Annotated in this window: 24 protein-coding genes; 9 read left to right on the top strand and 15 right to left on the bottom strand. The window is 72.0% G+C overall.

Annotated elements, in window-relative coordinates:
* Positions 1–49 precede the first annotated feature (49 nt).
* The 3 genes from mobA (at position 50) to AC3CF1_RS19190 (ending at position 2,124) form a co-directional block, all read left to right on the top strand.
* Positions 50–673, top strand: a complete 624-nt coding sequence (mobA, locus tag AC3CF1_RS19200; RefSeq protein WP_488450969.1) for a molybdenum cofactor guanylyltransferase — start codon at positions 50–52, stop codon at positions 671–673.
* On the top strand, positions 670–936 hold the full coding sequence (locus AC3CF1_RS19195) for a DUF6457 domain-containing protein (RefSeq protein WP_088952096.1): 267 nt from the start codon (positions 670–672) through the stop codon (positions 934–936). Before mobA ends, AC3CF1_RS19195 begins: the two co-directional genes overlap by 4 nt.
* A gap of 81 nt (positions 937–1,017) precedes the next feature.
* Positions 1,018–2,124 carry a T3SS (YopN, CesT) and YbjN peptide-binding chaperone 1 gene (locus AC3CF1_RS19190; RefSeq protein WP_488450968.1) on the top strand — a complete coding sequence of 369 codons (1,107 nt, stop codon included), beginning with the start codon at positions 1,018–1,020 and terminating at the stop codon, positions 2,122–2,124.
* Positions 2,125–2,172: 48 nt separating this feature from the next.
* Here the strand turns inward: AC3CF1_RS19190 and AC3CF1_RS19185 are convergent, their stop codons facing one another.
* Together AC3CF1_RS19185 and AC3CF1_RS19180 are read right to left on the bottom strand one after the other, a co-directional pair.
* On the bottom strand, positions 2,173–3,129 hold the full coding sequence (locus AC3CF1_RS19185) for a zinc-binding dehydrogenase (RefSeq protein ID WP_488450967.1): 957 nt from the start codon (positions 3,127–3,129) through the stop codon (positions 2,173–2,175).
* Positions 3,130–3,200: 71 nt separating this feature from the next.
* The gene (locus tag AC3CF1_RS19180; protein ID WP_088950743.1) at positions 3,201–3,662 is read right to left on the bottom strand and encodes an Lrp/AsnC family transcriptional regulator; all 462 of its coding nucleotides are present in this window, start codon (positions 3,660–3,662) and stop codon (positions 3,201–3,203) included.
* A 59-nt stretch (positions 3,663–3,721) separates the two neighbouring features.
* On the opposite strand from AC3CF1_RS19180, the gene ddaH reads away from it, so the two are divergent.
* The gene (ddaH, locus tag AC3CF1_RS19175) at positions 3,722–4,555 is read left to right on the top strand and encodes a dimethylargininase (protein ID WP_354983267.1); all 834 of its coding nucleotides are present in this window, start codon (positions 3,722–3,724) and stop codon (positions 4,553–4,555) included.
* Between the two features lie 67 nt (positions 4,556–4,622).
* On the opposite strand, the gene AC3CF1_RS19170 is transcribed toward ddaH, so the two are convergent.
* Together AC3CF1_RS19170 and AC3CF1_RS19165 are read right to left on the bottom strand one after the other, a co-directional pair.
* A complete protein-coding gene (locus tag AC3CF1_RS19170) occupies positions 4,623–5,810 on the bottom strand; it encodes an ABC transporter substrate-binding protein (protein ID WP_354983268.1) in 1,188 nt (395 codons plus the stop codon).
* Positions 5,811–5,890: 80 nt separating this feature from the next.
* A complete protein-coding gene (locus AC3CF1_RS19165) occupies positions 5,891–6,688 on the bottom strand; it encodes an alpha/beta hydrolase family protein (protein ID WP_354983269.1) in 798 nt (265 codons plus the stop codon).
* Between the two features lie 84 nt (positions 6,689–6,772).
* Between AC3CF1_RS19165 and AC3CF1_RS19160 the strand changes: the two genes are divergently transcribed.
* Positions 6,773–7,375: a bacterial proteasome activator family protein gene (locus AC3CF1_RS19160; protein WP_088950739.1), complete on the top strand. Its 603-nt coding sequence runs from the start codon at positions 6,773–6,775 to the stop codon at positions 7,373–7,375.
* 19 nt (positions 7,376–7,394) lie between these two features.
* Here the strand turns inward: AC3CF1_RS19160 and AC3CF1_RS19155 are convergent, their stop codons facing one another.
* From AC3CF1_RS19155 to AC3CF1_RS19145, 3 genes are all read right to left on the bottom strand, one after another.
* The gene (locus AC3CF1_RS19155) at positions 7,395–8,207 is read right to left on the bottom strand and encodes an HAD family hydrolase (protein ID WP_354983270.1); all 813 of its coding nucleotides are present in this window, start codon (positions 8,205–8,207) and stop codon (positions 7,395–7,397) included.
* Positions 8,207–9,028, bottom strand: coding sequence for an HAD family hydrolase (locus tag AC3CF1_RS19150; RefSeq protein WP_330464635.1), 822 nt, complete (start codon positions 9,026–9,028; stop codon positions 8,207–8,209). Before AC3CF1_RS19150 ends, AC3CF1_RS19155 begins: the two co-directional genes overlap by 1 nt.
* A 203-nt stretch (positions 9,029–9,231) precedes the next feature.
* Positions 9,232–9,957 (bottom strand): hypothetical protein, encoded by a 726-nt coding sequence (locus tag AC3CF1_RS19145; RefSeq protein WP_354983271.1) that lies wholly within the window; start codon positions 9,955–9,957, stop codon positions 9,232–9,234.
* A gap of 132 nt (positions 9,958–10,089) precedes the next feature.
* Between AC3CF1_RS19145 and AC3CF1_RS19140 the strand changes: the two genes are divergently transcribed.
* From AC3CF1_RS19140 to AC3CF1_RS19130, 3 genes are all read left to right on the top strand, one after another.
* Complete coding sequence (locus AC3CF1_RS19140; protein WP_088950735.1) at positions 10,090–10,521, top strand: OsmC family protein; 432 nt, start codon at positions 10,090–10,092, stop codon at positions 10,519–10,521.
* 147 nt (positions 10,522–10,668) lie between these two features.
* Positions 10,669–11,016, top strand: coding sequence for a metallopeptidase family protein (locus tag AC3CF1_RS19135; protein WP_172862248.1), 348 nt, complete (start codon positions 10,669–10,671; stop codon positions 11,014–11,016).
* A 111-nt stretch (positions 11,017–11,127) separates the two neighbouring features.
* Entirely contained in the window at positions 11,128–11,850 is a 723-nt protein-coding gene (locus AC3CF1_RS19130) for an AIM24 family protein (RefSeq protein WP_088950734.1), read from the top strand.
* A gap of 46 nt (positions 11,851–11,896) precedes the next feature.
* Here AC3CF1_RS19130 and pheA read toward each other — a convergent pair whose 3' ends face one another.
* The 5 genes from pheA to AC3CF1_RS19105 all read right to left on the bottom strand — a co-directional run bounded on the left by pheA (position 11,897) and on the right by AC3CF1_RS19105 (position 15,407).
* On the bottom strand, positions 11,897–12,853 hold the full coding sequence (pheA, locus tag AC3CF1_RS19125) for a prephenate dehydratase (protein WP_099856839.1): 957 nt from the start codon (positions 12,851–12,853) through the stop codon (positions 11,897–11,899).
* Positions 12,854–12,863: 10 nt separating this feature from the next.
* Positions 12,864–13,394: a hypothetical protein gene (locus AC3CF1_RS19120; RefSeq protein WP_488450966.1), complete on the bottom strand. Its 531-nt coding sequence runs from the start codon at positions 13,392–13,394 to the stop codon at positions 12,864–12,866.
* A 181-nt stretch (positions 13,395–13,575) separates the two neighbouring features.
* Entirely contained in the window at positions 13,576–13,965 is a 390-nt protein-coding gene (locus AC3CF1_RS19115) for an ACT domain-containing protein (protein WP_488450965.1), read from the bottom strand.
* A gap of 75 nt (positions 13,966–14,040) precedes the next feature.
* The gene (locus AC3CF1_RS19110; RefSeq protein WP_088950732.1) at positions 14,041–14,499 is read right to left on the bottom strand and encodes a hypothetical protein; all 459 of its coding nucleotides are present in this window, start codon (positions 14,497–14,499) and stop codon (positions 14,041–14,043) included.
* Between the two features lie 170 nt (positions 14,500–14,669).
* Entirely contained in the window at positions 14,670–15,407 is a 738-nt protein-coding gene (locus AC3CF1_RS19105) for a hypothetical protein (RefSeq protein WP_088950731.1), read from the bottom strand.
* A gap of 167 nt (positions 15,408–15,574) precedes the next feature.
* On the opposite strand from AC3CF1_RS19105, the gene AC3CF1_RS19100 reads away from it, so the two are divergent.
* A complete protein-coding gene (locus AC3CF1_RS19100) occupies positions 15,575–16,816 on the top strand; it encodes an arginine deiminase (RefSeq protein WP_088950730.1) in 1,242 nt (413 codons plus the stop codon).
* Here AC3CF1_RS19100 and AC3CF1_RS19095 read toward each other — a convergent pair.
* The 3 genes from AC3CF1_RS19095 to AC3CF1_RS19085 all read right to left on the bottom strand — a co-directional run bounded on the left by AC3CF1_RS19095 (position 16,803) and on the right by AC3CF1_RS19085 (position 19,725).
* Positions 16,803–17,690 (bottom strand): DUF5926 family protein, encoded by an 888-nt coding sequence (locus AC3CF1_RS19095; protein ID WP_357850183.1) that lies wholly within the window; start codon positions 17,688–17,690, stop codon positions 16,803–16,805. The genes AC3CF1_RS19100 and AC3CF1_RS19095 overlap by 14 nt on opposite strands.
* A 103-nt stretch (positions 17,691–17,793) precedes the next feature.
* A complete protein-coding gene (locus AC3CF1_RS19090) occupies positions 17,794–18,210 on the bottom strand; it encodes an ATP-binding protein (protein ID WP_354983342.1) in 417 nt (138 codons plus the stop codon).
* Positions 18,211–18,270: 60 nt separating this feature from the next.
* A complete protein-coding gene (locus AC3CF1_RS19085; RefSeq protein WP_488450964.1) occupies positions 18,271–19,725 on the bottom strand; it encodes a PAS domain-containing sensor histidine kinase in 1,455 nt (484 codons plus the stop codon).
* Positions 19,726–19,759 lie beyond the last annotated feature (34 nt).

Genomic DNA, 19,759 nt, shown 5'->3' with positions numbered 1-19,759 from the left:
ATCCACACGGCCAGCGCCGCCGGGGCGTCCACACGGCTACGGTGGCCGGATGGGGACGTACGCCGCCGTGGTGCTCGCGGGTGGGGCCGCCCGACGGATGGGCGGAGTCGACAAACCCGCGCTTCCGGTCGGTGGCCGGCCGATGCGCGACCGGGTGCTGGCCGCCGTCAGCGATGCCACGCTCCGGGTGCTGGTCGGTTCGGCCGACGCCGTCCCCGCAGGCGTGCGGGTCATCCGGGAGGAGCCACCCGGCGGCGGGCCGGTCGCCGCGGCGGCTGCCGGCCTGGCGCTGCTGGATCCCGACACGGCACTTGTCGCGCTGCTCGCCGCCGACCTGCCGCTGCTCACCCGCTCCGCGATCGGAAAGTTGCTGGGTCACGTCGCCGAGGAGGCCGCAGCAGGCGGTGGCGAGCGACGGCCCGACGGGGCCTGCTTCGTCGACGGGGACGGGCGGCGGCAGTCGCTCTGCGGTGTCTGGCACGTCGCCGCGCTGCGCGCCGGGCTGGACCGGCTGGCGGTCGAGCGCGGCGGCAGCCTGAGCGGGGCACCGGTCCGGGCGTTGCTGGCCGGGCTCGTCGTACGGGAGGTGCCCTGGTCCGGCGACGGCCCGCCGCCCTGGTTCGACTGCGACACTGACGAGGACGTACGCCGGGCGGAGGAGTGGGCGCGATGACGGTGATGGACGACTGGGTCACGGCGGTGTGCACGGAGTTGGATCTGGACCCGGCCGGTGTGCCCGTGCCGGCGGTGCTGGATCTGGCCCGGGACGTCGCCCACCAGGTGCTGCGGCCCGGGGCGCCGGTCACCGCGTACCTCCTGGGGTTGGCGGTTGGTCGAGGGGCGGACCCGGCCGACGCCGCGGCCCGGGTCAGCGCGCTGGCGGGCACCTGGCCCGTCGAGCTGGGCGCCGACCCTGCGGACCCGACGGCGCCCTGACCGCCGTTGTCCGATCCCGGTCCGGGCTGATTCGGCCCACGGGCGGCGTGGGTAGGGTGATCGTGACGGACGGAGGCGATCATGACGGCTGACCACCCCTCGGCGCCGCACGGTGAGCTGCCTGGCGCTACGGCTGAGCCGGCGGAATCGATCCTGCTCGACGAGCCCAGCACCACCGACCTGCGGGCGAAGGTGACCGAGGCGTGGCAGGAGTTCGCTCGCGCGCTCGCCGTGCGACTGCGGGACCTTCCGGTGGGGGCGCATCTCGACGTGACGCTGGACCCGACCGCCTCCGGCACCGGAGACGCTGTCTATTCGATCAGCGTCGACGTGGACGCCGACCGCGTGCTGTCCGCCCGTGCGGTGGGAAACGCCGCCCTGCCGGCGGGCTACCGACTGGACCGGGGCGCGGTTGCGGACATGGTCGCGCTCGGTTGGTCCCCGCCGGGCGTGGTCCCCGGCTCCGGTGGTTCCTTCGGGCTGAACGCCACGACGGGCGAGTCGACCAGGGTCGCCACGCTGCTCTCCCGCACGCTGCGCGACGTCTACGGTGCTCCGCACCCGGCCTTCCTGGTCTATCTGGTGCACGACGCCGAGGGCGAACCGCTGTCCTCGGAACCGCTCGGCACCGCGCGCAGCGAGTTCGGCCCGGACGCCGATGTCGAGGCGGACCTAGAGGAGGCGCTCGCCGAGGCGGCCGCCGCGCAGGTCGAGCGGGACGACGTGCTCGACCTGGCGGATCGGGTCCGTACCGTGGTCTCCACGATGTTGAAGTCGGACACCGACCGGTTGCAGATCGACTCGGACGGCGACATCACCATCCGCGCCGGCTCGGCGATGGTCTTCGTGCGGGTGCGGGACAATCCACCTCTGGTGGACGTCTTCTCCCCGGTTCTCACCGAGGTGGAGCCGACCGAACGCCTCTACGTCAAGCTCTCCGAGTTGACCAACCGGATGCCGATCGGCCGTCTCTACTGCGCCGACGACACGGTCTGGGCGTCGATCCCGGTCTTCGGCCGCAACTTCCAGGCCACCCACCTGATGCTGGCGGTGCAGGTGATGACCGGTCTCGCCGACGAGCTGGACGACCGTCTGCACGGCGAGTTCGGCGGCAAACGGTTCTTCGGTGAGGGCGACAAGCCGGTCCGACGCGACGACTCGGAGCACCGCACCGGCATGTATCTCTAGGGCGCGTTTCGGAAGTGCTGGGCTCGACCGACACCTCCGAAACGCGCCCTAGCGCACGTCCAGCAGGGTCTTGCCGACCGTCGCGCGCGCCTCGATGGCGGCGTGCGCGTCGGCGGCGCGGTCCAGCGGGAATCGCTGGCCGATCAGCGGTCGCAGGCGGCCGGCCGCCGCGTCCGCCAGGGCCTGCTCGGTGTACGCCCGCAGCCGTGCGGGCGGCACGTCCGGCCGGATCAGTGTGACCTGCCGTGCCGTGGCGGCCTCCCCGGAGACCGGCGACCACTCCCCGCTGGCCAATCCGAAGCTGACCATGCGGCCACCCGGATCCAGCAGCTCGAATGCCGCTCGGGCCACCGCCCCGCCGACCCCGTCGAGCACCACGTCGACCCCACCCGTCGCAGCTCGGATGCGGTCGGCCCAGTCGGGCAGGCGGTAGTCGACGGCCAGGTCGGCGCCCAGGCCGGTCAGCAGCTCCACCTTGCGGGGCCCGCCGGCGACGCCGACCACCCGGGCGCCGGCCCGGGACGCGAGCTGCACGAGGAGGCTGCCCACGCCGCCAGCGGCGGCCTCCACGAGCACCCGGTCACCGGGTTGTACGCCCACCGCCTCGATCAGCATGGTGGCGGTACGCCCGTCGGCCAGTAGTGCCACCGCGTCGTCCAGCGCCAACCCGGCGGGCACCTCGATCGGTGCGGACACGTCCACCACCGCGCGTTCGGCGTAGGCGCCGGAGCCGCCGGTGGCGCTGACCACCCGTCGCCCGATCAGTGCCGGGTCGACGTCCGGCCCGACGGCGGTGATCGTCCCGCCGACGCCGTTGCCGGGGATCAGCGGTGGGGTGACCTGGAACGGCCCGGGGCGACCGGAGCGCTGCTGCGTCTCGACGAAGGTGATGTTCACGTGCGCGACGTCGATCAGCACCTGCCCGGGGCCGGGCGTCGGGTCGCGGGCGGTGCCCGGCACCAGCACGTCGGGCCCGCCGAACTCCCGCAACCAGATCGCCCGCATGTGGTCCCCCTCGGCCTCGGCGGGCCTCGTGCCACGCCACGACCATTGCACCTGTTGAAGCGGGCTTGAGGTCAAGGTCGGGTGGAGGGACCCACGCCCGGGGATTCGACCAGCCGGGAGAGCACGATGGTGCTGCGGGTGGAGGTCACGAAGGACTCGGCGCGCAGCCGCTCCAGCGCCGCCTCCAGGTGGGCGATGTCGGCGGCGCGCAGGTGCACGAGCGCGTCCGCCTCCCCGGAGACCGTGTACGCGCCGACGACCTCGGGGTGTCGGCGTGCGGCCACCCCGATCTGTGCGGGGGTGGTCCGGCCGGCGCAGAACAGCTCGACGAACGCCTCCGTGGTCCACCCGACGGCGGCCGGGTCCACGACGGCGGTGAATCCCCTGATCACGCCGGTGGCCCGCAGCCGGTCGACGCGACGCTTGACTGCCGGGGCGGAGAGTGACACCCGCGTGCCGATGTCGGCGTACGACGCACGGGCGTCGGCGACGAGTAACGCAATGATCCGCTGGTCTACCGCGTCTATCTGCAACGTTCCGCCTCTGGGAAGCAACGGTTGTGGCTGTTACCAAAGTTCAACGGTACCTACTCTTGGTGACCGTGAACCAGCACCGAGTCCCGCGAAAGCGGACATATCTCTTGTGCTCGCCGGAGCACTTCGCGGTTGAGTACGCGATCAACCCGTGGATGGACGTGACCACCCCGGTCGACAGGGACCTGGCCGTCAAACAGTGGGACCGGCTGCGCGAGACGCTGGTCGGCCTCGGTCACGAGGTGCACCTGCTCACCCCCGAGCAGGGCCTGCCCGACATGGTCTACGCCGCCAACGGCGGCTTCACCGTGGACGGCAGCGTGTACGGCGCTCGGTTCAAGCACGAGCAGCGGGCCGGCGAAGCCGCCGTTCACCACGCCTTCTACGAGTCGCAGGGCTGGCGGTTCATCGCACCGAGCGAGACCAACGAGGGCGAGGGCGACTTCGCGTACGTGCCGGAGGCGCACGGCGGGCTCATCCTGGCCGGGCACGGCTTCCGCACCGAGCTTCCGGCGCACGGTGAGGCTCAGGAGGCGTTGGGTCGGCCGGTGGTGTCGCTGCGGCTGATCGACCCTCGCTTCTATCACCTGGACGTGGCGCTCGCGGCCATCGACGACTCGAACGTCGTCTACTTCCCGGGCGCGTTCTCCGCGGCCAGCCAGCGGGTGCTCACCCAGCTCTTCCCGGACGCGGTGATCGCCGACGACGAGGACGCGATGGCCTTCGGGCTCAACCTGGTCAGCGACGGCGCCAACGTGGTGCTCAACAGCGAGGCCACCCGGCTGGCCGGCAAGCTGAAGGCCGCCGGATACAACCCGGTGGCGGTCGACCTGGCCGAGCTGAAGAAGGGCGGCGGCAGCGTGAAGTGCTGCATCGCCGAGCTGCGGCACTGACCCGCGAACGCCTCGGGGCCGGCCTCCCGCTGGGAGACCGGCCCCGAATCGTGCTCCGGGTGGGCGCTCAGCCCAGCGTGGCCAGCTCGTTGATCAGCACGTTCGACATGACCTGACCGTCGCGCTGCACCTCCCGCAGATACCACTTCTGCTGGGGCGTGCGCGGCTGGTTGAACTGCCAGATGCCGCGCGGGCTGTCGATCTGGCCGATCTTGCCGAGGGCCAGGTTGACCTGCTGCGGCGTGGGCTTCCCGCCGGTCAGCTGGATGGCCTGGTCGAGGACCTGCGCGGCGTCGTACGACGCCATCGCGTACGTGGTGGGGGTGACCTGATACTTCTTGCGGTAGGCCGAGGCGAAGACCCGGTTGGACGTGTTGTTCAGGTCGGCCGAGTAGTTCAGGGCGGTCTGGATGCCCAGCGCGTTGTCCCTCAGGTTCTCCAGCACGGAGCCCTCGGTGAGGAAGCCGGGTGCGTAGACCGGGCCGGCGAACTTCTCCCGAAGCTGCTTGATGAACTCCACAGCGGCAGCCCCGGCGAAGAAGCAGAAGACGGCCGTGGGCTTCTTGGCCAGTGCCTTGGTGATGTCCGAGGCGTACGTCGTCTTGCCGGGGTTGTTGGTGGCGTTCGTGTAGGTCACCGGGTCGGAGATGCGCGGGTCGGTCGCGCCGAACTCCTGCCGGAAGCCGCGCACCACGTCCGGGCTGCCGACGTTCTCCGGCATGATGATCGCGACGCGGCCGTTCGCCGGCAGTTGGTCGCGCAGGTAGCGGCCCAGCGCCCGGCCGGCCTCGTCCAGCACGTACGACGTCCGCCAGATGTAGAAGACGCTCTGCAGGCTGCTCGGTGAGGCGTTGGAGCCGATCAGCGGGACGCGGGCTTCCTCGACGGTGTCGCGGATGCCGACCATCACCGCGGAGTTGACCACGCCGGTGAGCGCCAGCACGCCCTGCTTGAGCAGGCCTTCGACGGCGGCCTTGCCGGTCTTGGCGGTGTCACCCTCGTCGGCGGTCAGCAGGTTGACGGGGTGGCCGCCCAGCCGCTGGTCGTGCAGGTCGAGGAAGACCTGGAAGCCGTTGGTGATGTCGTCGCCGATGCTCTTGAACCCGCCGCCCTGCGGCGTGATCAACCCGATCTTGACCGGGCTGCGGTCGGCGGCCGGCTGGGCGTCGGTGTCGGAGCCACACCCGGCGACGAACCCGGTGGTACCGAGCGCGGCCAACAGTTGGAGCGCCCGCCTGCGATTCATCTGCGACACCGAGTTCCTTCCAAGGAGCGTTGCAGGGCCGAACACCGCCCCTCCGGCGTTCTACCTGCTCCGCGACGCTGCGTCAATGGCTATAGATCATCGTGTAGGGCCCGCAAAGCGTCGAGAATCTGAGGCCAGGCGGACGACTCAGGGTCGATCAGCCCGAAATGCTCGCATCCGGGCAGTTCAACAAGGGAGATATCGGATCCTGCGCCACGGGCTGCTGTGACAAAGTCGCGGCTCATCTCCGTTGGAACCTGTTGATCCTCCGAGCCGTGAATGACTACGGTGCGTGTTCGAATGGGTACCAACATTCGTGGATCCGCCGCCGCGTACCGGTCCGGCACCTCCGCCGGGCCGCCGCCGAGCAACGCCGCCACCGCGCCCGCGTCCAGGTCCCGCCGGTACGCCTCGCCCAGGTCGGCCACCGGGGCCAGGGCGAGCACCCCGGCCACCGTCGCCGGGGCGCTGGCCGCCACGTACATCGCCAGGTGGCCGCCGGCAGAGTGCCCGAGCAGGATCGGCGCGCCCCGGGTCACCCGGCCGGGCAGCGCCTCGGCGGCCAGCACCGGCAGCTCGGCCACGCCGGTCAGCACGTCGGTCAACGTGCCCGGCCAACCGCCTCCCGGCTGCCCGGTCCGCCGGTATTCCAGCTGCGCCACCGGGTAGCCGCAGGCAGCGAGAGCGGCCGCCAGCGGGCCGGTGTGCCGCCGGTCGTACTCGGCCCGCCAGAAACCGCCGTGCACCACGACGACCAGCGGTCGCGCGGGGCCGGTCCCCGCCGGGAAGCGCAGGTCGGCCACCTGATCCGGGTGGTCGCCGTACGCGATGGTCCGGTCGGGTTCCGGCGCGGGTCGGGTCAGCACGGCGCGCGGGTCGACAGGCATGGCGCGACGGTAGCGCGCCCCGCCCGGGTGTTTCGGCTCCGGGAGTAGGTCCCGGGCGGCATGGGTCGCGCTCGCTGGGTAAAGATGGACCCCATGACCGAAGCGCGCTCCGCTGGACAAGACGACGAGCCCGGCCCCGACGATTCCGGCCACTCCGGCACCGTTGTGGTGGTCGGCCCGGACGGCCGGCCGATCGGCACGATGCAGACCGACGAGGGCCAGGGCGAGGACCCGACCCGCCTGGTCGAACAGCCGGCCAAGGTGATGCGGATCGGCAGCATGATCAAGCAGTTGCTGGAGGAGGTGAAGGCCGCACCCCTGGACGACGCCAGCCGCAACCGGATGCGGGAGATCCACGAGCGGTCGATCGTCGAGCTGAAGGAGGGCCTCGCCCCCGAGCTGCGCGACGAGCTGGAGCGCATCTCGCTGCCCTTCGCCGAGGACAAGGCCCCCAGTGAGGGCGAGCTGCGGATCGCGCACGCCCAGCTCGTCGGCTGGCTGGAGGGCCTGTTCCACGGCATCCAGGCGGCCCTGGTGGCCCAGCAGATGGCCGCCCGGGTCCAGTTGGAGCAGATGCGCGGCGGCCGGCAGGCGCTGCCCAGCGGCCCCGGCGGGATGGTCCCCGGGATGCCGGGCATCGCCCAGCCGGGCGGCGGTGAGGGCCACAACACCGGTCAGTACCTCTGACCGACCGGTCGCGGCCCGCTCAGTCCAGACCGAAGACCTTCTCCAGGTACGCCGCCACGCCGTCCTCGGTGTTCGCCGTCGTCACGTCGTCGGCGACCGCCAGGACGGCGCGGTGCGCGTTGGCGACCGCCACGCCCCGCCCCGCCCAGGTGAGCATCGGCACGTCGTTGGGCATGTCGCCGAAGGCCAGCACGTCGGCGGCGCTCACCCCGAGTCGATCGCAGTACCAGTCCAGGCCGGCGGCCTTGGTCACCCCGGTGGCGGAGATCTCCACCAGGCCGGACGACGACGAGTGCGTGGCCTCCGCCAGCCCCGCCACCGCTGCCGCGATCAGCTCGGCGAACGCGTCCGGGTCCTGCTCGCCGGCCCGGGCCAGCAGCTTCACCGCCGGGGCCGAGAGCAGCTCCTCGGGAGACTCGACCGGTCGGATGCCGGCGGCGTCGGCGTCCCAACGCAGCGGGTAGTGCGCCTCGTGTCGCATCTCCCGGCTGTTGAGGATCTCGACGGCGAAGCTGATGCCGGGCACCTCGGCGCGCAGCTTCCGGGCCACCTCGGCCAGGTGCTGCGGCGCCAGCGGGTCAGCCCGCAGCACCTCGTCGGAGAACGGGTCGTAGACCACTGCCCCGTTGGCGCAGACGGCCGGCAGAGGCTCGGCCAGTTGGTCGTACACCATCTTGAGCCAGCGGACCGGACGGCCGGTGACGAGGACGACCGGCGTGCCTTGCGCGGAGATCCGCGCTAGCACGTCGGCGGTGCGTGGGCTGACGGTGTGGTCGTCGCGGATCAGCGTGCCGTCGATGTCGGTGGCGATCAGGCGGGGTGTCTCTTGCATCACCGGGACAGTAGCCGGTCGAGGTACACCGCCACTCCGTCGTCGTCGTTGCGCAGGGTCACCTCGTCGGCGGCGGCCCGGACGTCCGGGTGCGCGTTGGCCACCGCCACCCGCGCCCAGCCGGCCCACTCGAACATCGGCAGGTCGTTGGGCATGTCACCGAAGACCAGCACGTCGGCCGGGTCGACCCCGAGGGTCTGCGCCACCACGGTCAGCCCACTCGCCTTGTCCACGCCGGGCGGGCAGATCTCGATGAAGCCGAGCCCGGCCTGGGTGAGCGTGGCGACCTGCGGTGAGACGATCCGGCGGGCCACCGCCAGCAGCTCGTCCACGTGGTGGTCGGCGGTCCGGGCGAACGCCTTGATCACATCGCAGGAGAGGCACTCCGCGCGGGTCCGCGCCTCGAACCGGTCCTGGTAGGGCCAGCTCTCGTGGTAGTCACCCCAGAGCGGCGCGTCATGCTCGTCGGACGCCTCGACCATCACCGTCAGCGGGCCGACCTCGGCTTCCAGGTCGGCGAGCAGCCGGGCCAGCACCTCGGCGGGCAGCCGCTCGTCGCGGAGCACCAGCGGGCCGGAGGGGTCACTCTGGTCGACCACCCGTCCGCCGCCGGCCATCACCAGGAAGTCGGCGGCGCGGATGTCGTTTCGGGTCAGTTCGGTCAACCGGGGGCCGCGACCGGTCGCGCCGACCACCGGAATTCCGGCGGCCCGCACCCGGTCGAGCACCCCATGGGTGTACGCGGAGACGGTCTCGTCGCCGCGGACCAGTGTCCCGTCGAGGTCGGTCGCGATCAGCTTGGGTAGTCCCGGGCGGGTCATCGTTCCTCCTTCGCCCGCCGCCGTCGCAGCCTGCCGTGCGGTCGGAAAAGCCGAGGCCCGGCGTAACGGCGGGCAGCAACCGTACCTCGCGGAACGGGTCGCATCCATGGCTTCCAGGCGAATCGGACGCCAACGAGCGGCACCCCTCCGGTGTCCGTCGGTCGCGGCGCGGCGAGGACAGCCGTTGCCGGGATCCGCGCAGCTCAGGACGGGGTGTCGGGGCGCGCGAAAGGCGCGGCGGGGGTGACCGTCAGGTCGGCCGGTGCGGGCAGGCCGTCCTCCTGCACCGGGTCGCGGTCCCGGCGACGGCGCCAGGCACGGGCCGCCGGCGCGTCCCCGGGCTGGTCGTCCTCCGGCGTCCCGGCCGGGGCCAGCCGCAGGGCCGCACCGAGCAGCACACAGGCGGCGAAGGCCATGATCAGGCCGCGACCGTACTCGGCCTTGAAGCCGTCCTGTGCCGAGTAGAAGAAGGTCCGCTGACCGGAATCGTTGAGGGTGGCCGTGGCGGCGATCAGCAACGCCAGCAGGGCACCGGCCAGCGTGAGGCCGGTCAGCCGGGCATTCGACCGCACGGACGCGGTGCCGCGAAGTGCCAACACCACGGTGCAGACCAGTGCGAGAAGCCCCACCAGGTAGCCGACACCGAAGCCGCCGACCTCGGACACCCCGGCGGGCACCTCGATCGTGGCGTCCCCCTCGGGCCCGCCGTTCGGCAGGCTCATCACCAGCCACTCACCGACCATCGAGGCGACCCCGGCCACCGCGCCCAGACCGGCGAGTAGCAGGGGCAGCCGAGGGTCCTGGGTGAGCCCGGCCAGGGACCAACCGAACCGGCGGCGCGGGGCCGGGTCGTCGTCGGCACCCCACTCGATCACGGCCAGACCGTCGGAGCGGTCGCCCTGCCGTGGGATGGGAAGCTCCTCGGACATCGGTCATCCTTCCGTCCGGTCACGGACCTGGGTCGCATCATGGCACAGCCAGCTGTGCGTGACGGGGATCGCAGGGCGGGCGTCCGCCCCGGTCGGTCGCTCGGCGGTCACCTTTCCGCTAGCGTTCTCCCCATGCCTATCCGTACCGCTTCAGCACAATGGCAGGGCAATCTCACCGAGGGCGCCGGCACCGTCCGCACCGGTAAGGGCGGCCTGTCGGGCAACTACTCGTTCAAGTCGCGCTTCGAGGAGGGCGAGGGCACCAACCCCGAGGAGCTGATCGCCGCCGCGCACGCCGGCTGCTTCTCGATGGCGTTCTCGAAGGCCCTCGCCGACGCGGGCTCGACGGCCACCTCGGTCGAGACCACCGCCAAGGTCCACCTGGACAAGACCGACGCCGGGATGACCGTGACCCGGATCGACCTGGAGACCGTCGGCCAGGTCCCGGGCATCGACGACGCGGAGTTCCAGAAGCTCGCCGAGGCCGCCAAGGCCAACTGCCCGATCTCCCGCCTGCTCTCGCCGGGCGCCGAGATCACCCTCAACGCCCGCCTGGCTTCCTGAGCCGGTCGACCCCACGAACCGCTCGACCACGGAGAGAGTCCTCGCCCACCTCGGGAATCACTCTCTCCGTGGCCCCGCGGATCCCTGCGGTGCTCCAACTGACCGGGCCGGGCGCACCCCGCATCGGGCAGAATGGGTGAGGTGCCGGTGGAGATGACCCGCGAGCGCTTCGAGGAACTGGTCGGCGATGCCCTCGACGAGGTGCCCGAGGAACTGCTCGGCCTGATGAGCAACGTGGTGATCCTCGTCGAGGACGACCCGCCGCCGGGCGAGGCCGATCTGCTCGGTCTCTACGAGGGTCACGCCCTCACCAGCCGCGGCTGGGACTACTCCGGCGTCCTGCCGGATCGGATCTTCATCTACCGACACCCGATCCTGCGGATCTGCGACAACGACGACGACGTCATCGACGAGGTGGCGGTGACCGTGGTGCACGAGATCGCCCACCACTTCGGCATCGACGACGAGCGGCTGCACGCGCTGGGCTGGGGCTGAGCGCCGCCGATCAGCGGCAGCCGGTCCTCGCAGCGCGGCCGCTGGCACGTGGTTGCCCGGGTCGCCTACCTTCGGTGCAGCGACCGCAACCCTGTCAGGAGGCACCCTTTCATGCGCAGCGAGCTGTTCTCCTCGGAGAATCTGGAAAAGGAGTCCGCACAGCCCGGCATGCGGCTGCAGAACTCCAAGATGTTGAAGATCGAGCTCAACGGTGAGGCGATGGCCCGGGTCGGGTCGATGGTCGCCTACCAGGGAAATGTGCAGTTCCAGGCGTTGGGCTCGGGTGGGCTCGGCAAGTTCCTCAAGCAGAAGCTCACCGGCGAGGGCGTCCCGCTGATGAAGGTCTCCGGCCAGGGTGACGTCTTCCTCGCCGAGCTGGCCAAGGACGTGCACATCATCGACCTGGAGCCGGGCGACGCCCTCTCCATCAACGGCTCCAGCGTGCTCGCCTTCGACTCGACCCTGCAGTACGACATCAGGATGGTCGGCGGCGCCGGGATGGCCTCGTCGTCCGGCCTGTTCAACTGTGTGTTCAGCGGCTACGGCCGGATCGCCATCACCACCAAGGGCACGCCGGTCGTGCTCAACGTGGACGCCCCGACGTACGTCGACCCGCAGGCCGCGGTCTGCTGGTCGGCCAACCTCCAGACCGGCTACCACCGGGCCGAGCAGATGGGCCTCGGCACGCTGCTCGGCCGACGCACCGGTGAGTCGTTCACGATGAGCTTCGCCGGCCAGGGCTTCGTGGTGGTGCAGCCGTCCGAGGAGCCGCCGGTCCTGGGCAGTGGCCAGCAGCAGCAGGAGGGCGGTCTGCTCGGCGGTCTGCTGAGCTGACGCAGCGGTGCGGGCGCTCCCGAGTTTGGGGGCGTCCCGCGCCTGGTCAGGTCAACTCGCCGGTGCGCAGTCGGGCCAGCCAGGCCGCCGCGTCGGCGTAGTCGACGTCGGAGAGGCCGGCCGGTGCGGGCACCGGCCGCTCGCCCGCCGACTCGGCCCACCGGTGCCGGGGATACGAGCCCAGGAACCGGACGTCGGCGCAGACCCGGCGGAGCCCCTGCAACGCCTCGCCCAGGCGTACGTCGGCCACGTGACCGGTGCAGTCCAGGAAGAAGACGTACCGGCCCAGCGCCTCCCCGGTCGGGCGGGACTCGATGCGGGTCAGGTTGACTCCGCGGACGGCCAGCTCCATCAGCACCGACAGCAGCGCGCCGACACGGTCGTGGGCGATGTAGACCGCGAGCGAGGTGAGGTCGTCGCCGGTCGGCGGCGGGGGCGGCCCTGGGCGGGACACCAGCACGAACCGGGTCACCGCGTCGGGATGATCCGCGATCTTGTCGGCGAGTATCGCGAGCCGGTGCCGGGTCGCCCCGATCGGTGCGCAGATCGCCGCGTCGTACTCGCCGGCACCGGCGCCGGCGGCAGCCGCGCCGTTGGACAGCACGTCGACCACGACGGTGTCGGGCAGGTGGTCGCGTAGCCAGCCCCGGCACTGGGTGGACGCCTGCGGGTGGGCCGCCACCGTCCGGATCGAGGTCAGCGACGTGCCGGGTCGGGCGCCGAGCACGAACTCCACCGGCAGGATCACCTCCCGGGTGATCACCAGCGGCTCGCCCTCGGCCATCTCGTCGAGCGTGACGCCGACCGCGCCGCCGATCGAGTTTTCCAGCGGCACCAGCGCGGCATCGGCGTCGGAGTCACGGACGCTGTCCAGTGCCTCACCGACGCTGCGGGCGGGCGTACGGGTGCCGCGCTCGGCGGCGGGGACGGAACGCAGGGCCTGCTCGGCGAAGGTGCCCTCCGGCCCGAGGTAGACGAAACGTGTCGGCGGTGTTCCCGGCATGCCGATCAGCCTACGCACCCGGGCCGGCGGCCGGACCGGCCTCACAGGCGAGGGCGCGGATCCCGGCGGGGCCGGTGGCGCGTACCTCGATGGTGCAGACGTCCGTGCCGGCCGTGACCAGCGTCGGTGCGGCCGCCTGGCCCCGGGTTACCACCTGGAGTTCCTCGTGGCCGGTCACCTCCAGCACGGTGAACTGCCAATCGGCGGCGCAGAGTGGGCCGGTGCGGACCTGGACCCGGACGTTGGCCGGGAGGACTCCCGCCCGCCCGCGCAACAGCTGCACCACCCGCTGCCCGGTCGGCCCGTTGCGGCATGCGGTCGCGACCAGACCGGCATCGGCGGTGGGCGCGACCGCGACGGGCGGTGGTGCGGTCACCTGCGGGGTGGCGGGAGCGGTGCTCGCGCCAGGTGGCGTCGGTGCTGCGGTGTGGGTGGGCAGGGCGGTCGGCTCACTCAGCTCGGGTGGGGCGCCACAGCCGGCCAGCACCGTGACGACGAACACCGCGAGTGCGACCGGCAGGACCCGGGCGGCGGTCCGCACGGGGACGCGACCGGTCGACCGGCCACGAGTCGCCGGTGAGATGTGGATCGTCGCCCGCGATGGGGGAGACGCGGGGCGGGGTGGGGTGAACGGCACGGGCCGATCCTCGGGACATCGGAGAATTCGTCGCGGCCGGGGTGGCCGAGCCCATCGTAGGGTGAGCGGCCGGTGGGGGTGAAGCTCAGCCGGTGACGCGGTGCCCGGCGCGCTGTAGCGCGGCAGTGCCCTCGGTCAGCCGGACGGCCGGCACCAGCAGATAGTCGGTGTCGAAGGTGGAGAACGTGACCACGCTGACCCGTGCCTCGGCCAGCGGGTCGACCAGCGCGGCCAGGCTGCCGATGGCGGCCATCCCCACCGGGGCGGTGACCCGCAGACAGCGCCACACGGTTTCCACCACGGCCTGTGCCGGAGCCCGGTCGGTCGGGCAGATCACGGAGATCCCGTCGGAGGTCCAGCTCACCGTGACCACGTCGGTGTCGCGAAGCCCGTTGGACAACGCGTACGGCAGGGTGGTGCCGGCGGCCAGACGGCACACGGCGTAGTCCCCCGGCAGCAGCGCGATATCGAGCATGAGGGCACCCTACGGCCTGCGCGCGGGCTCATCCCAGCAACGCCGCGTGCGGTGAACAACACACTCCGCCGCAGGTCAGACCTCAGAGAAGAAGGTGAGCGAACCGGCGACGGTGCCGTCGGTGAGCACCGGAGTGGAGATCGCGTCGACGGTCGCGTCGGAGTTGTCGGCCGAGGCGGCCTGCACCCGGAGCAGCCCACGAGCGAGTCGGCCGGAGGAGAGCGCCAGCAGGGGCGGGATCTTGTCGGCCTCGGCCTCGGTCAGCTCGCCCCGGTTGGCGGTGAAATCGAGCAGGCGCAGCCCTCCGTCGAGCAGCGGTCGCCCGATCAGAGCGCCCGGCTCGCCCAGACAGAGCAGCTCGCAGCCGGCCGTGGAGATCGCCACCACCCTCGTGTCGGCGTCGATCAGCAGACACGGCTCGTCCGCCCGGGACACTGTCGAGGACCATTGGCCGACATTGTCGGACTCCGGCTCTGTCGAGGCCCGCGCCGCCGGCACGAACGCTTCCGAGAGCGAAAGTTCGACGTGGGCCACCGCGCCTCCTATGTGCACCGATCGACTGTCCACGCTAGCGGGTCGCCGACGAATCACCGAGCGCACCTGGTCACCCTGGCCGCACAGCCTGAACCGAGGCGGCCGGTGACGGCGCGGGAAGCCGGTGAGGTGGACGGGGGGACCGGAGCCGCGTGGCGTCGCCGGTGACGTTACCGGCGACTGGCCGGCTTGTCAGCGGCCGTTCGGCCCTCGTCATACCACCGGTAGTCGGCAGCTGGACGGTACGTGCCGTTCAGCCAGGTGCCAGGGTGCTGTGCGACCCGGGACAGCTTCTCGGCCGTGGCAGGGCTGATCCGACTGCCACCGGCCACGAGAAGCCGATCCAGCTCGCGGTGGGTGGCCATCAGACAGTCCTTCGGAAGGCCGTAGACACTGATAACGCCGGAGCCGACGAAGGTCAGCACCGGCGTCACCGGGACGGGCAGCCCCACCGCGTCGGAGAGGGCCTTGCTGGCCCGCTTGGCGTCCCGGCGGGACTCCGCCACGTACGGCGGTCGCTTGCCGTTGATCTGCACGACGTCCCCGGCGACGAGCACTCTGGCCCGGCCGTGGTCGGCGATGGTCACGGCGAAGAGGCCGCTCGGCCCGATGGCGAGGAACCCGGCGCGCTCGTCCTGACCGCGGTCGAGGATGTCTGTCACGTCGGTGCGCGGCCACTCGATCACGTGCCAGGCGGGCCCGAGGTGATCGAGTTGCCCCAGCGCCCGCGCCCCGGCCGCCTCCAGGCGGCGCGCCCCCCGCTCGGCCCGACGGCGGCGGGCCCATTCGAGCGGTGTCGGACGGACTGGTTCGAGAACCCCCGTCGACTCGGCACGGGGGTGTGGCACCGCGACGGGCGGCAGTGCCCGAGCGGACGGTACGGCTCGTCGTGCGGGAAAGACAGTCATCGTCGTCGACCTCCGGCAAAAGGTCCCTCGAAGTTATGTCCCCACTACCCTACGTTGCCACTACCGGGGTTCGGCAAGCCGGAGCGCCGGAATGACTGTGGATGAATGCCATATTCATCCACAGTTCTTTTCTCGGATGCCGCCAAACCCTGCCCTACGCTGCGGGAGTGACCCACTACGTCGACAGTGAAGTCGGGCGGCTCGGCACCGTACTGCTGCACCGGCCCGGCCCCGAACTGGCCCGGCTCACCCCACGCAACAACGACTCGCTCCTGTTCGACGCGATCCCCTGGGTCGGGCGGGCCCAGGAGGAGCACGACGCGTTCGCCGCCGCCCTGCGCGAGCGCGGGGTGGAGGTGCTCTACCTGGCCACCCTGCTGGCCGAGACGCTTGCCGTCGCGGACGCCCGCGCCGAGCTCACCGAACAGGTGCTGCGCTCCCGACGGCTCGGCGACACCCTGCGGGCCCGCGTCGCCGACCACCTCTCCTACCTGGACCCGGCGGCCCTGGCCGACGTGCTGACCGCCGGGCTGGCCCACGAGGAACTGCGGATCAGCTCGGAGCGGCCCGGCGGGCTGGTCTACACCCTGATGGATCGGCACGACTTCGTCATCGACCCGCTGCCCAACCTGCTGTTCACCCGAGACTCGTCGCTCTGGATCGGCGACCGGGTCGGCGTCACCAGCCTGGCCATGCCCGCCCGCCGCCGCGAGACCACGCTGACCGACGCCATCTACCGGCACCACCCGCGCTTCGCCGGCACCGAGTTCGTCTACCGCCCCAACCTCGAACACCTCGAGGGCGGGGATGTCCTGCTGCTCGCACCCGGGGTGCTGGCGGTCGGGGTGGGCGAGCGGACCACACCGGCCGGCGCCGAACGCCTCGGTCGGCAGGTCTTCGCCGCCGGCCTGGCCCACACCATCCTGGTGGTGCCGATCGCCCAGAAGCGCGCCACCATGCACCTCGACACCGTCTGCACGATGGTCGACGTCGACGCCGTGCTGATGTACCCCAACATCGCGAGCACGCTGTCGGCGTACACCGTCATCGCCGGCGCGGACGGTGAGGACCCGCGGGTGGACGGGCCGGCGCCGTTCCTGCGGGCCGCCGCCGACGCGATGGACCTCGACCTGCTCCGGGTCATCGACACCGGGCTGGACCCGGTCACCGCGGAACGCGAGCAGTGGGACGACGGCAACAACACCCTCGCGCTGGCGCCCCGGCTCTGCGTGGGCTACGAGCGCAACACCGAGACCAACGCACAGTTGGAGCGAGCCGGCATCGAGGTGATCCCGATCGCCGGCTCCGAGCTGGGGTCCGGCCGGGGAGGGCCGCGCTGCATGTCCTGCCCGATCACCCGCGAGCCGTTGCCGGCCGGAACGGGCCGGGCCGGGCTCAGCGGAGGGTGAGCTGGCGGCCGAGCAGCCCCTGACGGGCGCGTCGGCCGGCGGCGTCCAGCGGGTCGGTGGCGGCGAGCGCCTCCGCGTACCGCTTCGCGAACTGCGCCACCGGGTCCTCCCAGTCGGCCGCCGGAGTCTCCTCCGGCAGGTCCCAGACCGGCACCAGACGGCCGTGCGCGCGGAACATGCCGGCGAACTTGGTCTGCTCGCCGAGCGTCAGCGAACCGGCCGCGCCGAGGCGGGCCAGCGCGTCCAGGGCGGCGTCCTCGTCCTCGGGCAACACCCAGCGCACGTGTGCCTTCTCCGGGACCTGACACCAGTACGCGGCCTTCGCGGCGGTCAACCGCACGGTCGGGTAGATGGCCGCGTTCGCCCGCTCCAGAGACGCCTGGACGGTCGGATCATCGCCGGCCCCGGGGTCGAGCCAGAACTCGAAACCCTCGTGCATCGTGATGTCCAGTGGACCGTCCGCGAGGATGTCCTGGAGGCGTGGGCCGGGGCCGGGCAGCGGCGGCACGGCCACCTGGCCACCCGGCTCGGTCCGCAGTGCGCAGAGCAGCGCCTCGGCCAGGTCCCGGGAGACGTCACCGGACTGCTGGTGGCGCTGGAGGCCGATGAGCACCCGACCGTCCGGCTTGCTGATCGCCGGGGCGGCCATCGGCAGCACCGTGGCGAGCGTCGCCGACCGGTCGCCGAACTCCTCGACCAGGGCGGGTGCCAGTCGCAGCGGCGCGGAGGCGGCCGGCACCAACTCGCGCAGGGCGATCCACTCGGGTTCGTCGACGAGCCCGTCGAACGGACGCGGCACGAAGATGTCCCGCACCTTCTCCCGGCGGGGGGTGGTGTCGGCTGCGGTGCGCTGGCTCTTTCGACGCTTGCTCACGGCGTCACAGCCTAGAGCCCCGACCGGCTTTCCGTGGGCGGGACCCACCCATCCCGAGCCCGTCGAGCACCGGTCCCGGCGACGAGGTCAGGATCAAGGACGGTCAGCGTGCCGGCACCAGGTCGGGTCGGGGTGCCGGCACCGGGTCGAACTCGGCCCAGACGCGCTGGCCCATGCCGTCGCGCTCGACTCCCCAACGGGTGGCCAGACCGGCCACGATGTGCAGCCCTCGCCCGTCCGCCGCGTCGAGGCTGGCCGTCCGCATCCGCGGCCCGGTGCTCGCACCGCCGTCGGTGACCCGCAACTGGATCAGGGCGCCCTCGGCCGAGGGGCGTAGGTGCCAGGCCACCCGGATGACTCCGCCGGGCAGCGGCCGGGCGTGCCGCACGGCGTTACCCACCAGCTCCGCGAGCACCGCGATCAGATCCGCGAGAAGCGTCGGGGGTACGACGTCCGCCAACTCGCCGGCGAGCCGGTGCCGGGCCAGCCGTGCCCCGACCGGGTGGTGGGGAACCACCACGCACCACGCCCGCTCCCTCGCTGCCGCTGCCACCGTCGCCTCCACGTCGCGCCACCTCGGTCAACCGCGTGGTAGCCGCACCTCTGCGACCGTACCGCCGCCGGTCCTCGGACGTAGGGATACCCATCCATTCTGTTGTTCAACGATCCGGCGGACGAGATAGAGGCCGAGCCCTGCCCCCGGATAGCCGCGCCGGTCGCCGGACTCGCCCTGCCAGAATCGGTCGAAGGCCCGCTCCACGTGCTCCGGTCGGATGCCGATGCCCCGGTCGCTGACCCGGAACGCCACCAGTTGACCGTCCACCGAGGCGGTGATCTCGATCGGCGAGTCCGGTGCCGAGTACTTGCCGGCGTTGGTGGTCAGCTCGGTCAACACCGTGGCCAGGCTGGGCCGGTGGCCGAGCGCCTTGGGCAGGTCGGTAGGGACGAGCAGCACCAGCCGGCGACGCAGGTCCGCCGGCAGGTCGCCGATGGAGGAGCGCAGCGCCTCGCCGAGGTCGAACGGGGTCGCGGGGTCGTCCCCCGGCCCCGTCTCGGCGGCCGAGGAGAGGAGACGGTCGACCAACCGGGCCAACTCGTTGGCACGCTGCCCGATCACCCGGGCGGCCTGCCGCCGGTCCACCTCGGTGAGCGACTCCCAGTGGTCGGTGAGGGTGTCCGCGTACCCCTTGATGACGGTGACCGGAGTGCGCAGCTCGTGGCTGGTCACCGCGACGAACAGTTCCCGGTCGTGGTCGCGGCGCTGCTGGTCGGTGATGTCGCGGAAGGTGACCACCCGCAACGTGCCCGGGCCGGGCAGCTCGCCGGAGGTGATCCGCAGCCAGCGGCCGTCCGGCATCCGGTGGTCCCGGACCTGGCCGGAGGGGGGCAGCGGGAACGGCAACGGCGCGCTCAGCGCCTGCTCGACCGACCGCCCGGTGACCTGGGCGGCGGCCGGGTTCCAGAGTCGGACGTGCCCGTCCCGGTCGACGACGGCGAGCCCGTCGGCGAGTGCCGCCACCACCGGGCCGTCGCCGTGCACCGGCAGGCCGCTCTGGTCGCCGTACGTGTGCGCGACGCAGGAGGCGAGGTAGCCGATCACCGCCTGCTGGTCCGGGCCCGGCTCGTCGTCGTCCGAGTAGAGCGCGTGCATGCTCCCGACGATGTGGCCGCCGATCTCCGCCCGGGAGACCACCATCCAGTGCAGGTCGCTGCCGCTCAGCTCGCCGGCCAGCTTGCCGTTGAGGTGGTCCACCCGTACCTGGCGTACCCGTGGCCCGGCGAGCAGACAGACGGTGTCCGGGTCGTCGGCGGCCAGCGGACGACCGAGGGCCCATTCCGCCGCGCCGGTCGCGGAGATCACGCGACCACCGGTCGGACCGAACTCGACGAACGCCATACCGGTCGCGCCGAGTGCCGGCTGGGCCACCCGGAGGAGTTGGGTGAGGACCGGCAGGCCGGCGTCCCCAGAATTGATCATCTCGATCACGACGGTGTGGCCGGCGAGGAGAGCGGGGAAGTCAATACGCTCCGGCATGGGGCGAGTCTGCCCCGTCGGCCCGGATTTGGGC

The sequence above is a fragment of the Micromonospora sp. MGP-C2 genome, assembly GCF_057766525.1.
Note: the sequence above shows the minus strand (reverse complement) of the source record. Positions and strands in the feature narration are given on the sequence as shown.